This is a genomic window from Streptomyces mirabilis, from assembly GCF_039503195.1.
GTDB lineage: Bacteria > Actinomycetota > Actinomycetes > Streptomycetales > Streptomycetaceae > Streptomyces > Streptomyces mirabilis_D.
Genome location: NZ_JBCJKP010000001.1, coordinates 6,286,356 through 6,303,496 on the forward strand (window position 1 = coordinate 6,286,356; position 17,141 = coordinate 6,303,496).

Annotated in this window: 14 protein-coding genes; 6 read left to right on the plus strand and 8 right to left on the minus strand. The window is 72.0% G+C overall.

All coding sequences use genetic code 11. From position 1 onward, the window contains the following. Window positions 1–43 precede the first annotated feature (43 nt). From AAFF41_RS29030 to AAFF41_RS29045, 4 genes are read left to right on the plus strand one after another with little or no spacing between them, the layout of a single operon-like run. Window positions 44–1,591 carry a GMC family oxidoreductase gene (locus AAFF41_RS29030; protein WP_319751711.1) on the plus strand — a complete coding sequence of 516 codons (1,548 nt, stop codon included), beginning with the start codon at window positions 44–46 and terminating at the stop codon, window positions 1,589–1,591. Beyond that, window positions 1,591–2,712 (plus strand): quaternary amine ABC transporter ATP-binding protein, encoded by a 1,122-nt coding sequence (locus AAFF41_RS29035; RefSeq protein ID WP_343324858.1) that lies wholly within the window; start codon window positions 1,591–1,593, stop codon window positions 2,710–2,712. The genes AAFF41_RS29030 and AAFF41_RS29035 overlap by 1 nt, the downstream gene beginning before the upstream one ends. Continuing rightward, entirely contained in the window at window positions 2,712–4,670 is a 1,959-nt protein-coding gene (locus AAFF41_RS29040) for an ABC transporter permease (RefSeq protein ID WP_343324859.1), read from the plus strand. The genes AAFF41_RS29035 and AAFF41_RS29040 overlap by 1 nt, the downstream gene beginning before the upstream one ends. A gap of 1 nt (window position 4,671) precedes the next feature. Beyond that, window positions 4,672–5,628 (plus strand): ABC transporter substrate-binding protein, encoded by a 957-nt coding sequence (locus AAFF41_RS29045; RefSeq protein ID WP_319751708.1) that lies wholly within the window; start codon window positions 4,672–4,674, stop codon window positions 5,626–5,628. Window positions 5,629–5,761: 133 nt separating this feature from the next. On the opposite strand, the gene AAFF41_RS29050 is transcribed toward AAFF41_RS29045, so the two are convergent. Then, window positions 5,762–6,229 carry a carboxymuconolactone decarboxylase family protein gene (locus AAFF41_RS29050; protein ID WP_343324861.1) on the minus strand — a complete coding sequence of 156 codons (468 nt, stop codon included), beginning with the start codon at window positions 6,227–6,229 and terminating at the stop codon, window positions 5,762–5,764. Further along, complete coding sequence (locus AAFF41_RS29055; RefSeq protein WP_343324862.1) at window positions 6,226–6,756, minus strand: carboxymuconolactone decarboxylase family protein; 531 nt, start codon at window positions 6,754–6,756, stop codon at window positions 6,226–6,228. Before AAFF41_RS29055 ends, AAFF41_RS29050 begins: the two co-directional genes overlap by 4 nt. A 47-nt stretch (window positions 6,757–6,803) precedes the next feature. On the opposite strand from AAFF41_RS29055, the gene pdxR reads away from it, so the two are divergent. Next, window positions 6,804–8,327: a MocR-like pyridoxine biosynthesis transcription factor PdxR gene (pdxR, locus tag AAFF41_RS29060; protein ID WP_319751705.1), complete on the plus strand. Its 1,524-nt coding sequence runs from the start codon at window positions 6,804–6,806 to the stop codon at window positions 8,325–8,327. Continuing rightward, window positions 8,320–8,811 carry a carboxymuconolactone decarboxylase family protein gene (locus AAFF41_RS29065; protein ID WP_343324863.1) on the plus strand — a complete coding sequence of 164 codons (492 nt, stop codon included), beginning with the start codon at window positions 8,320–8,322 and terminating at the stop codon, window positions 8,809–8,811. The genes pdxR and AAFF41_RS29065 overlap by 8 nt, the downstream gene beginning before the upstream one ends. A 101-nt stretch (window positions 8,812–8,912) precedes the next feature. Here AAFF41_RS29065 and AAFF41_RS29070 read toward each other — a convergent pair whose 3' ends face one another. The 6 genes from AAFF41_RS29070 to AAFF41_RS29095 all read right to left on the minus strand — a co-directional run bounded on the left by AAFF41_RS29070 (window position 8,913) and on the right by AAFF41_RS29095 (window position 17,009). Continuing rightward, window positions 8,913–9,719, minus strand: a complete 807-nt coding sequence (locus AAFF41_RS29070) for an aminotransferase class IV (RefSeq protein WP_190170025.1) — start codon at window positions 9,717–9,719, stop codon at window positions 8,913–8,915. A gap of 18 nt (window positions 9,720–9,737) precedes the next feature. Next, the gene (locus AAFF41_RS29075) at window positions 9,738–10,940 is read right to left on the minus strand and encodes an FAD-dependent monooxygenase (protein WP_343324864.1); all 1,203 of its coding nucleotides are present in this window, start codon (window positions 10,938–10,940) and stop codon (window positions 9,738–9,740) included. After that, on the minus strand, window positions 10,937–12,508 hold the full coding sequence (locus AAFF41_RS29080; protein WP_343324865.1) for a class I adenylate-forming enzyme family protein: 1,572 nt from the start codon (window positions 12,506–12,508) through the stop codon (window positions 10,937–10,939). The genes AAFF41_RS29075 and AAFF41_RS29080 overlap by 4 nt, the downstream gene beginning before the upstream one ends. An 89-nt stretch (window positions 12,509–12,597) precedes the next feature. Continuing rightward, window positions 12,598–14,169 (minus strand): AMP-binding protein, encoded by a 1,572-nt coding sequence (locus AAFF41_RS29085; protein ID WP_343324866.1) that lies wholly within the window; start codon window positions 14,167–14,169, stop codon window positions 12,598–12,600. Next, complete coding sequence (gene pabB, locus AAFF41_RS29090) at window positions 14,166–16,364, minus strand: aminodeoxychorismate synthase component I (RefSeq protein ID WP_343324867.1); 2,199 nt, start codon at window positions 16,362–16,364, stop codon at window positions 14,166–14,168. The genes AAFF41_RS29085 and pabB overlap by 4 nt, the downstream gene beginning before the upstream one ends. A 30-nt stretch (window positions 16,365–16,394) precedes the next feature. Then, window positions 16,395–17,009: a putative antibiotic biosynthesis monooxygenase gene (locus AAFF41_RS29095; protein ID WP_425526255.1), complete on the minus strand. Its 615-nt coding sequence runs from the start codon at window positions 17,007–17,009 to the stop codon at window positions 16,395–16,397. Window positions 17,010–17,141: the final 132 nt, after the last annotated feature.

Below are 17,141 nucleotides of genomic sequence, written 5' to 3' on the forward strand. Positions count from 1 at the left end.
CCCACCCCACACAGCACTTGCCCTTGCACCCTGGAGCACCCCCATGCACGAAAGCACTCACGAGAACGCGTCCGAGAACACGTACGACTACGTCGTCATCGGCGGCGGCACGGCAGGCTCCGTCATCGCCTCCCGTCTCACCGAGAACGCCGACGTGACGGTCGCCGTCATCGAGGGCGGTCCCAGCGACGTCGGCCGTGAGGACGTCCTCACCCTGCGCCGCTGGATGGGCCTGCTCGGCGGCGAGCTGGACTACGACTACCCGACCACCGTGCAGCCGCGCGGCAACTCGCACATCCGGCACAGCCGGGCCCGCGTCCTCGGCGGCTGTTCGTCCCACAACACGCTGATCGCCTTCAAGCCGCTGCCGTCCGACTGGGACGAGTGGGAGGCGGCGGGCGCCAAGGGCTGGGGCGCGGTGCCCATGGAGGCATACTTCGCGCGGCTCCTCAACAACATCGTCCCGGTCGACGAGAAGGACCGCAACGCCATCGCCCGCGACTTCGTCGAAGCCGCCCAGGGCGCGCTGGGCGTGCCCCGCGTCGAGGGCTTCAACAAGAAGCCGTTCACCGAGGGCACCGGCTTCTTCGACCTCGCCTACCACCCCGAGAACAACAAGCGTTCCAGCGCGTCGGTCGCGTATCTCCACCCGGTGATGGACGAACGGCCCAACCTCACGCTGCTGCTGGAGACCTGGGCGTACCGGCTGGAGCTGGAGGGGACGCGCGCCACGGGCGTGCACGTGCGCGCCAAGGACGGCACGGAGAGCCTCGTACGGGCCCGGCGCGAGGTCCTGCTGTGCGCGGGCGCGGTCGACTCGCCGCGACTGCTGCTGCACTCCGGGATCGGGCCCGCCCACGACCTGGCGGAGCTCGGCGTACCCGTCGCCCACGACCTGCCCGGCGTCGGCGAGAACCTGCTCGACCACCCCGAGTCGGTCATCGTCTGGGAGACCGACGGGCCGATCCCGGAGAACTCGGCGATGGACTCCGACGCGGGCCTGTTCGTGCGCCGAGACCCCGAACAGGCGGGCCCCGACCTGATGTTCCACTTCTACCAGATCCCCTTCACGGACAACCCGGAGCGGCTGGGCTACGAACGCCCGGCGCACGGCGTCTCCATGACCCCCAACATCCCCAAACCGCGCAGCCGCGGCCGCCTCTATCTGACCAGCGCCGATCCATCGGTCAAGCCCGCCCTCGACTTCCGCTACTTCACGGACGAGGACGACTACGACGGCCGCACCCTCGTCGAGGGCATCCGCATCGCCCGCCGGATCGCCCGCACCGAGCCGCTCGCCGGCTGGCTCAAGCGCGAGGTGTGCCCCGGGCCCGAGGTCACCGACGACGAGGAGCTGAGCGCGTACGCCCGTCAGGTCGCGCACACCGTCTACCATCCCGCGGGCACCTGCCGGATGGGCGCCACGGACGACCCACTGGCCGTGGTCGACCCCGAGTTGAGGGTGCGCGGTCTCGACGGTCTGCGGATCGCCGACGCGTCCGTCTTCCCGACGATGCCCGCCGTGAACCCGATGATCGGAGTGCTCATGGTCGGGGAGAAATGCGCCGAGCTGATCGGGGGCGGTGCGTGATGAGTACGACCACCGGCACCCCTGCCCGTCCGCCCGCCAGTGCACCCGGTTCCGCCGACGCCGTCTTCTCCGTCGACGGCCTGTGGAAGGTGTTCGGGCCGAAGGCCGAGCGCGTCCCCGCCGACCCCGGGCTCGCCGCCCTCGACCCCGCCGAACTCCGCTCCCGCACCGGCTGCACGGCCGCCGTCCGGGACGTCGGCTTCGACGTCCGCAAGGGCGAGGTCTTCGTCGTCATGGGGCTGTCCGGCTCCGGCAAGTCCACGCTGGTCCGCTGCCTCACCCGGCTGATCGAGCCGACCGCGGGCGCGATCGTCATCGACGGCGAGGACGTACGCGCCATGGACAAGAACCGGCTGCGGGAACTGCGCCGCCACCGCGCCGCGATGGTCTTCCAGCACTTCGGCCTGCTCCCGCACCGCTCGGTGCTCGACAACGTGGCGTACGGCCTGGAGATCCAGGGCATCGGCAAGGCCGAGCGCCGGAAGCGGGCCGCCGAGGTCGTTGCCAAGGTCGGCCTCGAGGGCATGGAACAGCGCAGGCCCGCCCAGCTCTCCGGCGGTCAGCAGCAGCGCGTCGGACTCGCCCGCGCGCTCGCCGTCGACCCCCAGGTCCTGCTCTTCGACGAGCCGTTCAGCGCGCTCGACCCGCTGATCCGGCGCGACATGCAGGAAGAGGTCATCCGGCTGCACCAGGACGAGGGCCGCACGATGGTCTTCATCACCCACGACCTCAACGAGGCGCTGCGCCTCGGCGACCGCATCGCGCTCATGCGCGACGGCCGTGTCGTCCAGCTCGGCACCCCCGAGGAGATCGTCGGCTCACCCGCCGACGACTACGTCCGCGAGTTCGTCCGGGACGTACCGCGCGAACAGGTCATGACCGTCCGTACGGCCATGCGGGCCGCGTCCGCCGCGGAGGCCGCCCGGGGCCCGGCGCTCGCACCCGACGCGACCGTCTCCCAGGCCATCGAGGCGGTGGCCCGCTCGGGCGACCCCGCCCGCGTGATGGACCACGGACGCTGCCTCGGCGTCGTGGACTCGGCGGCGCTGCTCGGCGTCGTGGCCGGCGCGGACACGCCCGCCACCGGGGCGCCGGACGGCCCCCGTGGGGAGGCAGCCTGATGGCCACCGTCACCGCGACCGTCGGTCACTCCGGCGTCTCCGCGCTGCTCAAGAACCTCCGCGGACACCGGGCCGTCGGCAAGCTGCTGCTGCTCGCCGTCGCGGCGGCCGTGATCGTCCCGGTCCTCGACTCCCACTGGGCGAGCGGCACCTGGCCGGGCGCCCTCACCGTCGATCTTTCCGCGCCCCTCGGCAGAGCCAGCGAGTGGATCATCGACAACCGGGACAGCCACCCCCTGTTCCTGTACTTCTTCGGGTACGTCAGCAGCGCCGTCGTCCTCTCCGTGCGCGCCGTCTACGTTGTGCTGCTCGCGGCGGGCTGGGCCGGTGTGACAGCCGTCGCGGCACTCGTCGCCTGGCGCACGGCGGGCGTACGGCTCGCGCTCGGCACGGCCGCCGCGTTCCTCGCCTGCGGACTGCTCGGCATGTGGGTGCCGACCATGCAGACCCTCGCGCTCATGGTGGTCGCCGTCCTCGCGTCCGTCCTGCTGGGCGCGCTGCTCGGCCTCGCCGCCGGTCTCTCCGACCGCACCTACCGCGCGCTGCGCCCCGTCCTCGACACCATGCAGGTGCTCCCGGCGTTCGCGTACCTCCTCCCCGTCGTCCTCGTCTTCGGCATCGGAGTGCCCGCCGCCGTCCTCGCCACCGTCGTGTACGCCGCCCCGCCCATGGCCCGCCTCACCGCGCTCGGCCTGCGTGACGCCGACGCCGGGGTGATGGAGGCCGTCACCTCGCTCGGCGCCACCGTCCGCCAGCGCCTGCTGACCGCCCGCCTCCCGCTGGCCCGCAAGGAACTCCTCCTCGGTCTCAACCAGACGATCATGATGGCCCTGTCCATGGCGGTCATCGCCTCCGTGATCGGCGCGGGCGGCCTCGGCGACCGCGTCTACCAGGCGCTGGCCTCCGTCGACGTGGGCGCCGCGCTCGCCGCCGGCATCCCGATCGTGCTGCTCGCGGTCGTCCTGGACCGGGTGACGGGAGCGGCGGGGGAGCGGCTCGGCTCGGACTCCGGGGCGACGGCACTGCGCTGGGCGTACGCCGCCGCCGCGGCCCTCGCCGTGGCGCTGGCCGGACATCTCACCGGCCGGCTCGACTGGCCCGCCTCCTGGACCCTCTCCATCGCCGAGCCCGTGAACCGGGTCGTCGACTGGATGACCAATCACCTCTACTCCGGCGTCCCCTACATCGGCGGCACCGCCGACTGGGCGGGCCACTTCACCACCTGGGTCCTGGACCCCGTCCGGGACGGCCTCCAGTGGCTGCCCTGGTGGTCGGTCCTGCTGATCGTCGCCGCCCTCGCCTGGCTGATCGGCACCTGGCGCACCGCCCTCACCGCGGTCCTCGCGATGGCCGCGATCGGGGTGCTCGGCGTGTGGAAGCCGTCCCTGGACACGCTGTCGCAGGTCCTCGCCGCGGTCGCCGTGACCCTCGTGCTCGGCTTCGCGACCGGTATCGCGGCGGCACGCAGCGAGCGCGTCGAGCGGCTGCTGCGGCCGGTCCTGGACGTCTTCCAGACGATGCCGCAGTTCGTCTACCTGATCCCGGTGGTGGCGCTGTTCGGCGTCGGCCGCGCGCCCGCCGTGGCCGCCGCGGTCGTCTACGCGCTGCCCGCCGTCGTCCGCATCACCACCCAGGGCCTGCGCGCCGTCGACCCGGCCGCGCTGGAGTCGGCCCGCTCGCTCGGCGCCACCGGCGCCCAGCAGCTGCGCCAGGTCCAGCTGCCGCTGGCCCGCCAGTCGCTGCTGCTCGCCGTCAACCAGGGCGTCGTGCTCGTCCTCGCCGTCGTCATCATCGGCGGTCTGGTCGGCGGTGGCGCACTCGGCTACGACGTCGTGTTCGGCCTCGCGCAGGGTGACCTGGCGACCGGCCTCGTGGCCGGCGCGGCGATCGTCTGCCTCGGCCTGATGCTCGACCGGGTGACCCAGCCGACCGCGCGGACCACGAAGAAGGGAGCGTGACATGCGCCTACGTACGACTTCGGTGATGGCCGGTGCGGCCGCGCTGCTGACGCTGACCGGTTGCGGCGCCGTCGACATGACCAAGCAGGCCTCGCCCTTCGCGAACGCGCGGGGCTCGAAGAGCCTGACCCTCTCCGTCCAGTCCTGGGTCGGCGCGCAGGCCAACGTGGCCGTCGCGCAGTACCTGCTGGAGCACGAGCTCGGCTACCGCGTCGACACCGTCCAGGTCGACGAGGTCCCCGCGTGGGACGCGCTCAGCCAGGGCCGGGTCGACGCCATCCTGGAGGACTGGGGTCACCCCGACCAGGAGAAGCGGTACGTCGAGGACAAGAAGACCATCGCCCCCGGCGGGGACCTGGGCGTCACCGGGCACATCGGCTGGTACGTCCCGACGTACTTCGCCAAGCAGCACCCCGACGTGACCGACTGGAAGAACCTCAACAAGTACGCCGGCCACATGCGGACCGCGGAGAGCGGCGGCAAGGGCCAGCTCATGGACGGCTCGCCCTCCTACGTCACCAACGACAAGGCCCTGGTGGCCAACCTGAAGCTGAACTACCAGGTGGTGTTCGCCGGTTCGGAGGCCGCGCAGATCACCCAGATGAAGCAGTTCGCCAAGGAGAAGAAGCCCTTCCTCACCTACTGGTACTCGCCCCAGTGGCTCTTCAAGAAGGTCCCGATGACGGAGGTGAAGCTGCCGCCGTACAAGGAGGGCTGCGACGCCGACGCGGCCAAGGTCGCCTGCGCCTACCCGCACACACCGCTCCAGAAGTACCTGAACGCCGACTTCGCGAAGAGCGGCGGCAAGGCGGCCGCCTTCCTGAAGAAGTTCAAGTGGACCACCGAGGACCAGAACGAGGTCTCCCTGATGATCGCGAACGACAAGCTGTCGGCGCAGGACGCGGCGAAGAAGTGGGTCGACAGCCACGCGTCGACGTGGCGCGCGTGGCTGTCGTGACCCCGGCCACCGCGCGACCCCGTTGACCGGGCCCGGGATCCCCGCCCGCGGCAGTGGCAGCACGTCGACGGGGGCGCCGACCGATCCCCGCGGTCGGCGCCCGCCGGGACGTCCTGCGCGGCCTCGACCACGCTCACGGCGCGTATCCCCCCGGTGGGATCCGACGGCTCACCATCACCCGGTTCCAGCCGTTGATCGCGGTGACCAGGGCGATGAGATGCGCGAGCCGGACGTCGTCGAAGTGCTCGGCCGCCCGCGCGTACACCTCGTCCGGCACGAAGCCCTCCGTCAGGACGGTCACCGCCTCCGTCAGCGCCAGCGCCGCCCGCTCGCGCCCGCTGTAGAGGTCCTCCGCTTCCTCCCAGGCGTCGAGGAGCTGGAGGCGGTCCTCGGACTCGCCGTTCTTGCGGGCCAGATCGAGGTGCATGTCGAGGCAGAAGGCGCAGTGGTTGAGCTGGGAGGCGCGGATCATGACGAGTTCGGCGAGCGCGGGCTCGCCGAGCCCCTTCTTCGCGGCGGCGCTCAGCGCGGACAGGGCCCGCCCGACCGCCGGGTCGAGCAGCTTCGTACGCTCCCTCGTGGCATCGCCGCGCTCCGTCACTGGTGCCGGCCCGCCTCGTAGTGCCCCGGGACCATCCGCGTGCTCACGCCGAACCGGTTCCACGCGTTGATCACCGTGATCGCGGCGATCAGCTGCGCCAGCTCGGCCTCCTCGAAGTGCTGGGCCGCCTTCTCGTACACCTCGTCCGGCACGAATCCGTCGGTGAGGACGGTGACGGCCTCGGTCAGCTCGATCGCCGCGAGTTCCTTCGCCGTGTAGAAGTGCTTCGACTCCTCCCACGCGCTGAGCTGGACGATCCGCTGCACGCTCTCCCCGGCGGCCAGCGCGTCCTTGGTGTGCATGTCGAGGCAGAACGCGCAGTGGTTGAGCTGCGAGGCACGGATCTTCACCAGCTCGCGCAGCTTCGGCTCCAGCCCCTGCTGCGCGGCCGTCTCCAGCCGGAGCATGGCCTTGTAGACCTCGGGGGCGTGCTTGGCCCAGTGCAGGCGAGGGCTGTGCTCGGGGGCGTACCCGGCGGTGGTGTCGGTCGTGGCGGTCGTCTCGATGGTGGTGTCGTTCGTCGTCATGTTCTCGACCCTACGAGCGAAGCAGCCCAGGAGTATGGTCCATTTACATGGCGAAATCTTGGGCCACTTTCGGGGTCGACCTCCACGTCGAGCCGACCGGACCCGGTGTCCGCAGGGGTCTGACGGAAGCCCTCCGCGAGGCGGTCCGCAGTGGCCGCCTCGCGCCCGGCACCCGGCTGCCCTCCTCCCGCTCCCTCGCCGCGGACCTGGGCGTCGCCCGCAACACGGTCGCGGAGGCGTACGCGGACCTGGTGGCGGAGGGCTGGCTCACCGCCCGCCAGGGCTCGGGCACGAGCGTCGCCCGCCGCCCGGTGCCCGCCCCCTCCGCCACCTCCGCACCCGGCCGCCCGACCCACGCCCGCCCGGCGTACGACCTGGTCCCCGGCTCCCCCGACCTGTCCTCCTTCCCCCGCGCGGCCTGGCTGAAGGCCGCGCGCCGCGCCCTGACCGTCGCCCCGCACGAGGCCCTCGACTACGGCGACCCGCGCGGCCGGGTGGAACTGCGCACCGCCCTGGCCGGCTATCTGGCCCGCGCCCGGGGCGTCCGCACGGACCCGGAGCACATCGTCATCTGTTCCGGCTTCGCGCACGGCCTGATGCTGCTCGGCCAGGTGCTGCGCGGGCGGGGACTGAACTCGCTGGCCGTGGAGTCCTACGGGCTCGACGTCCACTGGCGGCTGCTGGAGCGGGCCGGGCTGCGGACGGTGCCGCTCGGGTTCGACGAACTCGGCACGCGCACGGAGGAGTTGGCGGCCGGCTCGCAGGGCGGCGACGCGCTGGGAGGCGTACGGGCGGTGCTGATGACGCCCGCCCACCAGTTCCCGATGGGCGTACCGCTGCACCCCGACCGGCGGGCGCAGGTGGTGGACTGGGCGCGGCGCGGGGACGGTCTGATCCTGGAGGACGACTACGACGGGGAGTTCCGCTACGACCGTCAGCCGGTCGGCGCCCTTCAGGGTCTCGATCCCGACCACGTGGTCCATGTGGGCACGGCCAGCAAGTCGCTGGCCCCGGGTCTGCGGCTGGGCTGGCTGGTGTTGCCGCCGTCGCTCGCCCCGGAGGTGGTCGCGGCGAAGGGCGGGGTGGACTGGTCGTGCGGGGTGCTGGACCAGCTCACCCTGGCGGAGTTCCTCACGTCGGGCGCCTACGACCGCCACGTCCGCGCGTCCCGGCTGCGCTACCGGCGCCGCCGGGACGCCCTGGTGGCGCGGCTCGCCGAACAGGCTCCCGGGGTCCGGGCCACGGGCATCGCGGCGGGCCTGCACGTGGTGCTGCGCCTGCCGCCCGGCACCGAGCAGGAGACGCTGCGGGCGGCGGCCTGGCAGGGGCTCGCGGTGCACGGGCTCGACCGCTACCGCCACCCGGAGTCGCCCGCCGAGCGGACCGACGCACTGGTGGTGGGGTACGGGACACCGCCGGACCACGGGTGGTCCGGGGCGCTGGACGCCTTGTGCGCGGCACTGCCTTTCAACGGCACTTTCAATGGAACCTTCCCCAGCACTTTCAACGGCACTTTCCGCAACGAGGGAGACGACGGTCTTTTTCGTGGAATAGAGTCGCCTCATGAGTAATAGTGAAGCCCTGTCCCGCGTGGCTCTGAAGAAGATTACCCCCGAGGTTTCCGGTGCCATGGGCGCCTTGCACGGTGCCGCCGTTTTTGCGGCGCAGGACGCCAAGGTCGAACCGGAACTCCTGGAGCTGATCAGGATTCGCGCCTCGCAGCTCAACGGCTGTGCGTTCTGCCTCGACATGCACACCAAGGACGCCCGCGCCGGGGGCGAGACCGAGCAGCGGATCTACGCCCTGAACGCCTGGCGGGAGACCCCGTTCTTCACCGAACGGGAGCGTGCCGCACTGGCGTTGACCGAGGCCGTGACGCTGGTCCACGACGGACACGTGCCGGACGCGGTCTACGCCGCGGCGGCGGAGGTCTTCGACGAGGCCCAGATCGCGGCGCTGATCTGGGCGGCCACCGTCATCAACGCGTACAACCGGATCGCGATCGCGACCCGTATGGTGCCGGGTGCCCATCAGCCGGCCCAGAAGAAAAGCTGAATTCGGGAACGAGGGCACGAGAGGGAGCGCCGGGACGAATCGAATTCGTCCCGGCGCTGCTTTTCGGTCGTCGGTCCTTCTTCGGTTTTTGTGCCCGGAATTCAGTCGGCCGGCAGCGGTTCCATGACGTCGTCCAGCCACTGCCGCCATTCCGGGGCGCGCACGGCCGGCGCCGGGCTCATCGGCCGCGCCGTCCAGGCGGTCACCGGCCGAATTCCGTGCAGCGCGTTCACGAGCCACACCTCACGGCCGTCGAGCTCGGCCACGGTCCGTTCGCGGTGGGCGACACGGATCCCGGACCGGTGGGCCCGCTCCTGGATGAGGCCGGCCGTCACTCCGGCCAGGACGGGCAGCTGCGGCGAGGGCAGGCACAGGGTGTCGTCCTCCCACCACAGCACGCTGGCCGTGGCCGCCTCAAGCACCACACCGGAGGACGCGATCAGCACCGCCTCTTCCGCGCCCTCCCCGGAGGCCCGCCGCCTCACCCGGGCCAGGGTGTCCAGGTCGGGCCCCTTGCGGCGGGGGACGGTCCGTGGATCGCTCTGCCCCGCCGCCCAGACCCGTACACCCGTGCCGAGCGGCGGCGCGTGCCGCAGCAGCAGCCGCAACTCCATGGAACCCGAGGCCAGTTCGACCCGGGGGAACCACTCCCCGGTGCGCGGCAGCGCGGCCGTCATGTCCCGCCAGAACGCGACGAGCCGGTCCAGCGGTGGGCCGCCGCAGTCGCCGCAGGCCCGCAGGAAGCGTTCCCGGTGCCGGTCGAAGCCGCGCATCCGGCCGTCGCGCAGCAGCCACGAGTCCGCGACGAGCAGCCGGCCGCCCGGCAACGTACCGGGGGCCGGACCGGAGGTCAGCCCACGGCCTGGCGCCCACGCCAACAACTCCTCCGCGATGGCCGGTTGTGTCACTGCGTACCCCTCTCGGTCTCAGTACTTGCGACCCGCGGCAGCGGGCGAACCGTTCCGTGGCCCGTACGGCGCGTGCTCCAGCCAGGAACCGCACCACGGCAGCACGGGCGCGAGCGCCGCAGCCGCCCGCTGCTTGACGCGGACGATCCGGCGGTGCGGTCGCAGATGGTCCAGCGCGCTGCCGGCAGCCGCGCTGTTGAACACGGCCGCAGCCCGCCGGACCTCGGCGAACCCGGCGACGGCCTCGGCCGTCCCGTCGGTGATCGCCCGCGCGGCGGCCGCCGCGTCCGCGATCCCGCTGTTCATCCCGCGCGCGCCGAACGGCGGGAACAGATGGGCGGCCTCGCCGACCAGCAGCACCCGCCGGTGCGGGTCGCTGAACGAGACGGCGACCTTGCGCAGGAAACGGTACGTCGACACCCACAGGATCCGCTCGGCGTACCCGTCGCCCACCACCGCGGGCAGCCATTCCCGTACGGCCTCCTCGGTCCCGTACGTCTCCTGCGCGTCGTCGTCCCGGCACTGCAGGTCGACCTGGAAGCCCCCGGTGAACGGCACCCGCATCACACTGCGGCCGCCCACCCCCGGGTGCTCGTAGTGGAAGACCCGCTCCAACGGCAGCTCGGCGCCGGGCAGGTCGGCGACGTCCACGACGACATGGAAGCCGTCCGCGCGCGTCCCCTCCATCGGGATGCCCAGCTCGCCCCGGACCGCCGAGCGCGCCCCGTCCGCGGCGACGGCGTGCGTGCCGGTCCAGACGCGGCCGTCCTCGCCGGTGAGCACGACCTCCGCCGGTGCGACGCGCACCCCCGTCACCCGCACCCCCCACGCGAACTCCACTCCGGCCCCCTCGCACGCGGTGCGCAGGAAACGCTCGGTGTCCACCTGACGCAGGCTGGTGAAGGGCGGGAGGCCGGGCGTGGACGGCGGCGGGAAGGTGCGGGCGTACACCTCGCGGCCCCGGTACAGGGTCCGTCTGGTGTGCCAGGTGCGCCCGTACGCCGTGATCTCGGCGGCCAGCCCCGGGCACATCCCGTCGAGCAGCCGCAGGGTCTCCCGGTGGACGAACAGGGCGCGGCTGCCCGCGCGTTCGCGCTCCTCGGGGTCCGCCTCCAGGAGCACGACCGGCAGCCCGTGCGCGCGCAGCGCGAGCGCCGCCGAAAGCCCGACGGGCCCGGCACCCACCACGAGGACCGGTCGGCCGGGGGCGTCGCCGCTCACGTGCGCGCGCCCTCGGCCAGCATGCGGGTGATCTCCACCCGCTTCACCTTCCAGGTCGCGGTCATCGGCAGTGCCTCGAAGCGCCACTGCCGGGGCTCGGCCAGGGGCGGCAGATCGGCCGTGGCCTCCCGCCAGCGCGCCGGGTCCAGCGGCTGTTCGCCGCGCACGCACACCACCGGCACCGGTTCGCGGTCCGCGCCGGGCACGATGACCACCTCACGCAGTTCCTCCAGCCGGTCCATCAGCGCGTCCTCGACCTCCAGATTGCTGTGCACCGAGTCGATCCGATCGATCTCACGGTCGATCAGATACAGCCCGCCCAGCCGGCCCTGGTACCCCATGTCGCCCATCTGCCACCAGCCGCCGCCGTCCAGTTGGCGCAGGTACTGCTCCCGGGCGCCGAGATAGGTGAGGATCCGCCCTCTGGTGCGGGCCTCGATGCGGCCGGGCGTGCCGGGCCTGGCCCGCCCGCCGGAGTCGTCCGTGACCCGGACCCGGGTGAAGCCGGGGATCCCTATCCCGACCCGGCGCCCGTCGGCGCGGGCGGCGCTGCGCCGGGTGAACCACTGGAAGGCCACCGGACCCGTCTCGCTCTGCCCGTACAGCTGGATCAGCCAGGGCGTGCGTCGCTTCGAGGCGTCCAGCAGCCGCCGTACGGTCCGCGGATGGATCGCGTCGAACGTGGAGCCGTACGAGCGGACCCGGGACAGCGGCGCTCCGGGCGCGTCGGCCAGCTCCTCCCACAGCACGAAGGTGTTGGGGTGGGTCTCGACGATGCCGGGTCGGTGCCGGGTCAGCAGCGGTCCCACCGTGGCGGGGTCCGGGTCGGTGATGAGCACGAGCGGGCTGCCGAAGTGCAGCAGGACGCCGAGCAGGTGGTAGAAGCGCGAGTGCACGAACGACATGTGCAGCGCGGCGGTCTCGCCGCGGGTGGGCCAGCCCATCGCCTTCTGCGGGACCAGCCGGTTCCACATGGTGTTCGCGCAGTGCACCGCGAGCTTGGGCAGGCCGGTGGTGCCCGAGCTGTGGGTGATCAGGGCGGGCTCGCGCGGATGCAGCCGGACGGGCGAGGGGGTTTCCGCCCCGGCGTACTTCTCCAGGGGTTCGACCCCGGGCGCGTCGTCCACGGAGAGCGTCCGTCGTACGAGGGTGGAGAGGCCGACGTCCGCCAGCGGGCCTTCCAGCTTGGCTCTGTCGGTGATCAGCCAGGGTTGGTGGAGCCGTTCGAGGAGCCGGCCCACCACCGGGCCTGCGAGCGCGGGGGACAGGAGGACGGGAACGGCCCCGATACGGGAGACGGCGCAGGTCAGCAGGACGATGTCGACGTTGTCCGTCTTGTGGACGACCACCTCCTCCGAGGGCCGGACCCCGGCCTCCCACAGCCGTCCGGAGAGCTCCTCGACCACCTCGGCCAGTACCGGATAGCTGAGGTCGACCCCGAGGCCGGGACGGACGTCGAGCGGCCGGTCCAGGGTGACGAACACGGCTCCGTGGCGGTCCGCCGCGTGGCGGAACATCGGGCCCAGGTAGAAACCGCGGTCGGCGAGCAGGGGCTGCTGCTGTCGCATGGGCCCGTTCCCTTCTGTCCTGTCTGTCCTGTGGCTGTGGCTGTGGTCCGGGTCTGTGGTCGTGGTCTGTGGTCGTGGTGCCGCGGGGGTCACCAGGCGCCCTGGCGGACGAGGTGGCGGCGGAGTTTTCCGGTCGAGGTGCGGGGCAGGGACGGGACGAAGCTGATGGCTCTGGGGACCTTGAACGCGGCGAGGTGCTCGCGTGCCAGGCTCACGAGTTCTGTCTCGAGACCTGACGGCCCGGACAGTCCGGAGAGGCCGTGCGGCAGGGGTGAGACGGGGACGACGAAGGCCCGCAGCCGGCTGAAGCCGCGCCAGTCGGTCATGGCCGCGACCGCGACCTCCTTCACCGCAGGATGGGTCCGCAGTACGGCCTCGACCTCCAGTGGGGAGATGGTGATCCCGCCGACCATCTCCAGGTCGTCGGTGCGTCCCAGGTGCCGGTAGCTGCCGTCCGGCTCCCGGCGCGCCCGGTCGTGGGTGGCCAGCCAGCCGCCGACCAGGGTGCGTTCCGTCTCCTCGGGCCGGTTCAGATAGCCGGGCGTCAGCGTCGGGCCGCGCACCCAGAGTTCGCCCTCCGCGCCGTCCTCCACCGGCACACCGGCGCCGTCGCGCAGTTCCACCTCGAAACCGGGGACCGGGCGGCCGACCGTGCCCGGGTGGTGGTGCTCGAAGCTGTTGGCGCAGAACGCGTGACCGGCCTCGGTGGAGCCGATCTGCTCCAGGACCGGCGCGCCCAGTAGATCGGCGACCTGCTTCTCGAGCCCCTCGGGCAGGCACTCCCCGGCCGACACGGCGGCGCGTACGGAGGCGAAGCAGGTCGCGTGGCCGCTGCCCCGGTCGGCGACGAGGGCGGCGTACGCGGAGGGCACGGAGTAAAGCAGGGTGACCCGGTGCCGGGCGACCAGTTCGTCCACGGCGGCGGGGTTCGGACGCCGGTCCACCAGGACGGCGGAGGAGCCGGAGAAGAGCGGGAAGACGAAGGCGTTGCCGAAGCCGTACGCGAAGTACAGCTTCGACACCGACAGGGTGACGTCGTCCGGGGTGATCCGCAGCAGCCGTCGGCCGATGAGGTCGTGGTACGTCTTCGGGTCGCCGTGACAGTGCACGACACCCTTGGGCCGGCCGGTGGTGCCGGAGGTGTACTGGACGTAGAGCGGGGTGTGCGCGTCGACGGGGTGCGCGGTGGCCGGTTCGGCGTCGGCGGTGAGCGCCATCAGCTGATCGGCGCCGAGGCGCACACGGTCGGTGAAGCGGTCCTCCAGGCCCGGTCCGGTCACGCAGAGCACGGCCTTGGCGTCCTCGGCCATGAACGCGTGCTCGGGCGGGGGCAGTTCGGGGTTGACCAGGACCGCGACGGCGCCCAGCCGGGCGGTGGCGAGGAACGCCGCCACCCAGGCGATGCCGTCGGGCAGCGCGAGCAGTACCCGGTCGCCCGCGCCCACGCCGTGCCCGCGGAGCACACCGGCCGCGCGGCCCGCGAGTTCGTGCACCTCGCCGTGCGTCCAGGCCCGGTGGCCCTGGTGGAAGGCGATCCGGTCGCCCCAGCCGCGCCGCTCGGCGAGCGCGGCGAGATGGGTGGCGAGGTTGCCGGGGGCGTCGGAGTCCGTGTGGGTGCCGGTCGGCGACTGCGGAGTGGGCGTGGACGTGGGGATCGTCACCGGGCGGGCTCCTCTACGGCGGCTCGGCGGGGGGTGTCCGCCCGACGGGCGCTCACCCCTGCCGGGGTGGCTTCCTGGTGCTCCCGCAGGGCCCGCATCTGTGCCGCCGTCTTCAGCAGCATCTCGTCGTACTCCGCGGCCGGATCGGAGTCGAGGACGATCGCGCCGCCCGCGCCCAGGTGCGTCAGCCCGTCCGCGAGTACGGCGGTACGGATGACGATGCTGAGGTCGGCGCCGCCGCTGCACCCCAGGTAGCCGAGGGCGCCGGAGTACACCCCGCGCGCCTCGGTCTCCAGCGTGTCGATGATCTCCATGGTGCGCAGCTTCGGCGCGCCGGTCATCGAGCCGCCGGGGAAGCAGGCGCGGACGCAGTCCACCGCGTCCGTCTCCGGGCGCAGCCGGCCCTCGACGGTGGAGACGAGCTGGTGCACGGTGGCGTAGGTCTCGGTGGCCATGAGCCGGGAGACGCGTACCGTCCCGGTCCGGCAGACCCGGCCCAGGTCGTTGCGGAGCAGGTCGACGATCATCAGGTTCTCGGCGCGGGTCTTGGCGTCGGCGGCCAGCGCGTCCCGCAGACGTGTGTCCTCCTCCGGGGTGCCGCCCCGGGGCGCGGTGCCCTTGATGGGCCGGGCCTCGGCGACGCCGCCGCGGGCGATCCGCAGGAAGCGCTCGGGGGAGGCGCCCGCCACGTCGAGGTCGCCGAACCGGAGGAAGGCCGCGTACGGCGCCGGGTCGACGCGGCGCAGCACCCGGTAGAAGTCGTAGGCGTCGGTCGGCGCGGGCAGGCGGGCGGCGTTGGTCAGACAGATCTCGTAGCTGGTGCCCGCGCGGAGTTCGCGCGCGCAGGCCTCGATGTCCGCGAGGTAGGCGGACCGGTCGCGGACGAGCCACGGTTCGGCGGCGTCGAGGTCCGGCTCGGCCGACACGGGAGCGGGCGGTAACGGCTGCGGGTCGGGGCCGACGAAGGTGAGCTGGGCGAGTGCGCCGTCGAGCCAGTCGGTGGCCTCCCGGGTGGCCTGGGGGGTGTCCTCGGCCACACAGACGGCGTAGGTGAAGCCCTCCTGGTGGTCCACCGCGATCAGCCGGTCGGCGAACAGCCAGCAGGCGTCGGGGGTTTCGGCCCGGTGGCGGTTCGGGGAGCCGCAGTCGGCCTTGGTCTCGTAACCGAAGTAGCCGACGTATCCACCGGTGAAGTCGAAGGGCAGCCCGGTGGCGTCCACGCGGCGGTTCGCCAACTGCCGCTTGAGGTAGTCGAAGACGCTCGCCCGGACCTTGCGCGCGGGCCGGCCGGCCCGCTCGATCTCGCAGCGGCCGCTCGTGACGTCGTACCGGACGAACTCCGAGAGCGGCCCGGAGCCGTCACCGAAGAACGAGAACCGTGACCGCCCCTCCTCGACCCGCGCGCTGTCCAGCCAGAACGCCCGCGGGGAGGCGGCGTACATGCGGGTGAAGGCGGCCTCCGCGTCGACGGGGGTGGCGATGCGGCGGGTGTGCAGCCGGTGGGCGGGGCGGACGGTCCGCGCGGGGCGGGAGGGCGTGGCGGGGGCGGGGACGGCCGCCGCGGACGGGGGGACCGCGGTGTTCTTCGTACGGGTCTTGCGGGCGCGTTGCGCCGTGAGGTTGCGGAAGTTCACGAGCATCCGGTGGCCGTACTCGGTGAGGACGGACTCCGGGTGGAACTGCACCCCCCACAGCGGCCGGGTTCGGTGCCGCAGCCCCATCAGGACGCCGTCCTCGGACCAGGCCGTGGCCTCCAGTGTCTCGGGCAGCGGCTCGCGCACGGACAGCGAGTGGTAGCGGACCGCGGTGAAGTGCTGCGGCAGCCCCTGGAACAGGTCCCGCTCGTCGTGCCGGATTCTCGACAGATGCCCGTGCCGGGGCTCCGGGGCGGGCAGCACCCGGCCCCGCTCCCCGAGTGCGATGCCCTGGTGGCCCAGGCAGACACCGAGCACCGGGATCGTGGACTCCGCGAGCACTCCGGCGCTGATCCCGAAGTCACGGGATTCGGCCGGGTGCCCCGGTCCCGGCGACACCACCACATTGTCGAATTCCGAGAGATCCGGAGTTCTTCCTTCTGTTCCGTCGGGGGTGGCGTCGTTGAGGATCACCACCGGCTCCTCGCCGTTGACCTCGGCGATCAGCTGGAACAGGTTGTACGTGTACGAGTCGTAATTGTCGATGAGCAGGGTCTTCACCCGCCCACCTCCCTTTGATCGTTCTCGGGCCTACGCGGTCCGTCTTTTGTGGCGTCCGCGGAGCGCCTGGAGCGGTGGGTACAGCCATTTCTTGAAGAACCGCTGAAGGCGCGGCATGAGAATCCAGGTGACGAGGGCCGTCACACACAGACACAACAGCAGTGTTCGGATGAGCGGATTGAGACCACCGAGATACGGAATCACTAGCAGATTGAATAGCAGCACCGGTGGGAAAACCGCGCTCATATTCACGAACCAAAGCTTCCATTTCGCGGGCGAGGGCGGTGCGGCCGGCGGTTTCGGCGGGCCGGTCTGGGCATCGAACCAGCTCTTGGAGCCCCGCACGCTCCGCCGGCCCGTCTCCCGGGCGAACGGGTCCGCCCGGGTGGCCCACTGCGCCCGGATGGTCGAGTCTTCCCAGGCCAGGGCCGACCCTTCGCTGTCGAAGCGGTAGACCACATGCCACTCCGCCCCTCCGTCGGCAAGTACACCACCCCCCAGGAAGCCCGGTTCGCGCGAGCTCGCCCGCAGTACGGCCCACCCCCAGGAGTGGAAGTCGGTCTCGCGGCCCGGGATCACGTGATACGCCACGGTGACGGTTACGGGATTCCTGGTCACGCCATCGAGTACGGAAAGCGCGTACAGCGCGTTCAAATCTTCAACGAAGTTTCCCGAGCGTCCGGATCGTGACCTTTTGTTTACCTTTCGGTTGTCTTGGCATCTTCTGCAGATCGATACTCCTGGTAACTCTCCCGTAATTTCAGAAAGTGCTTGCGA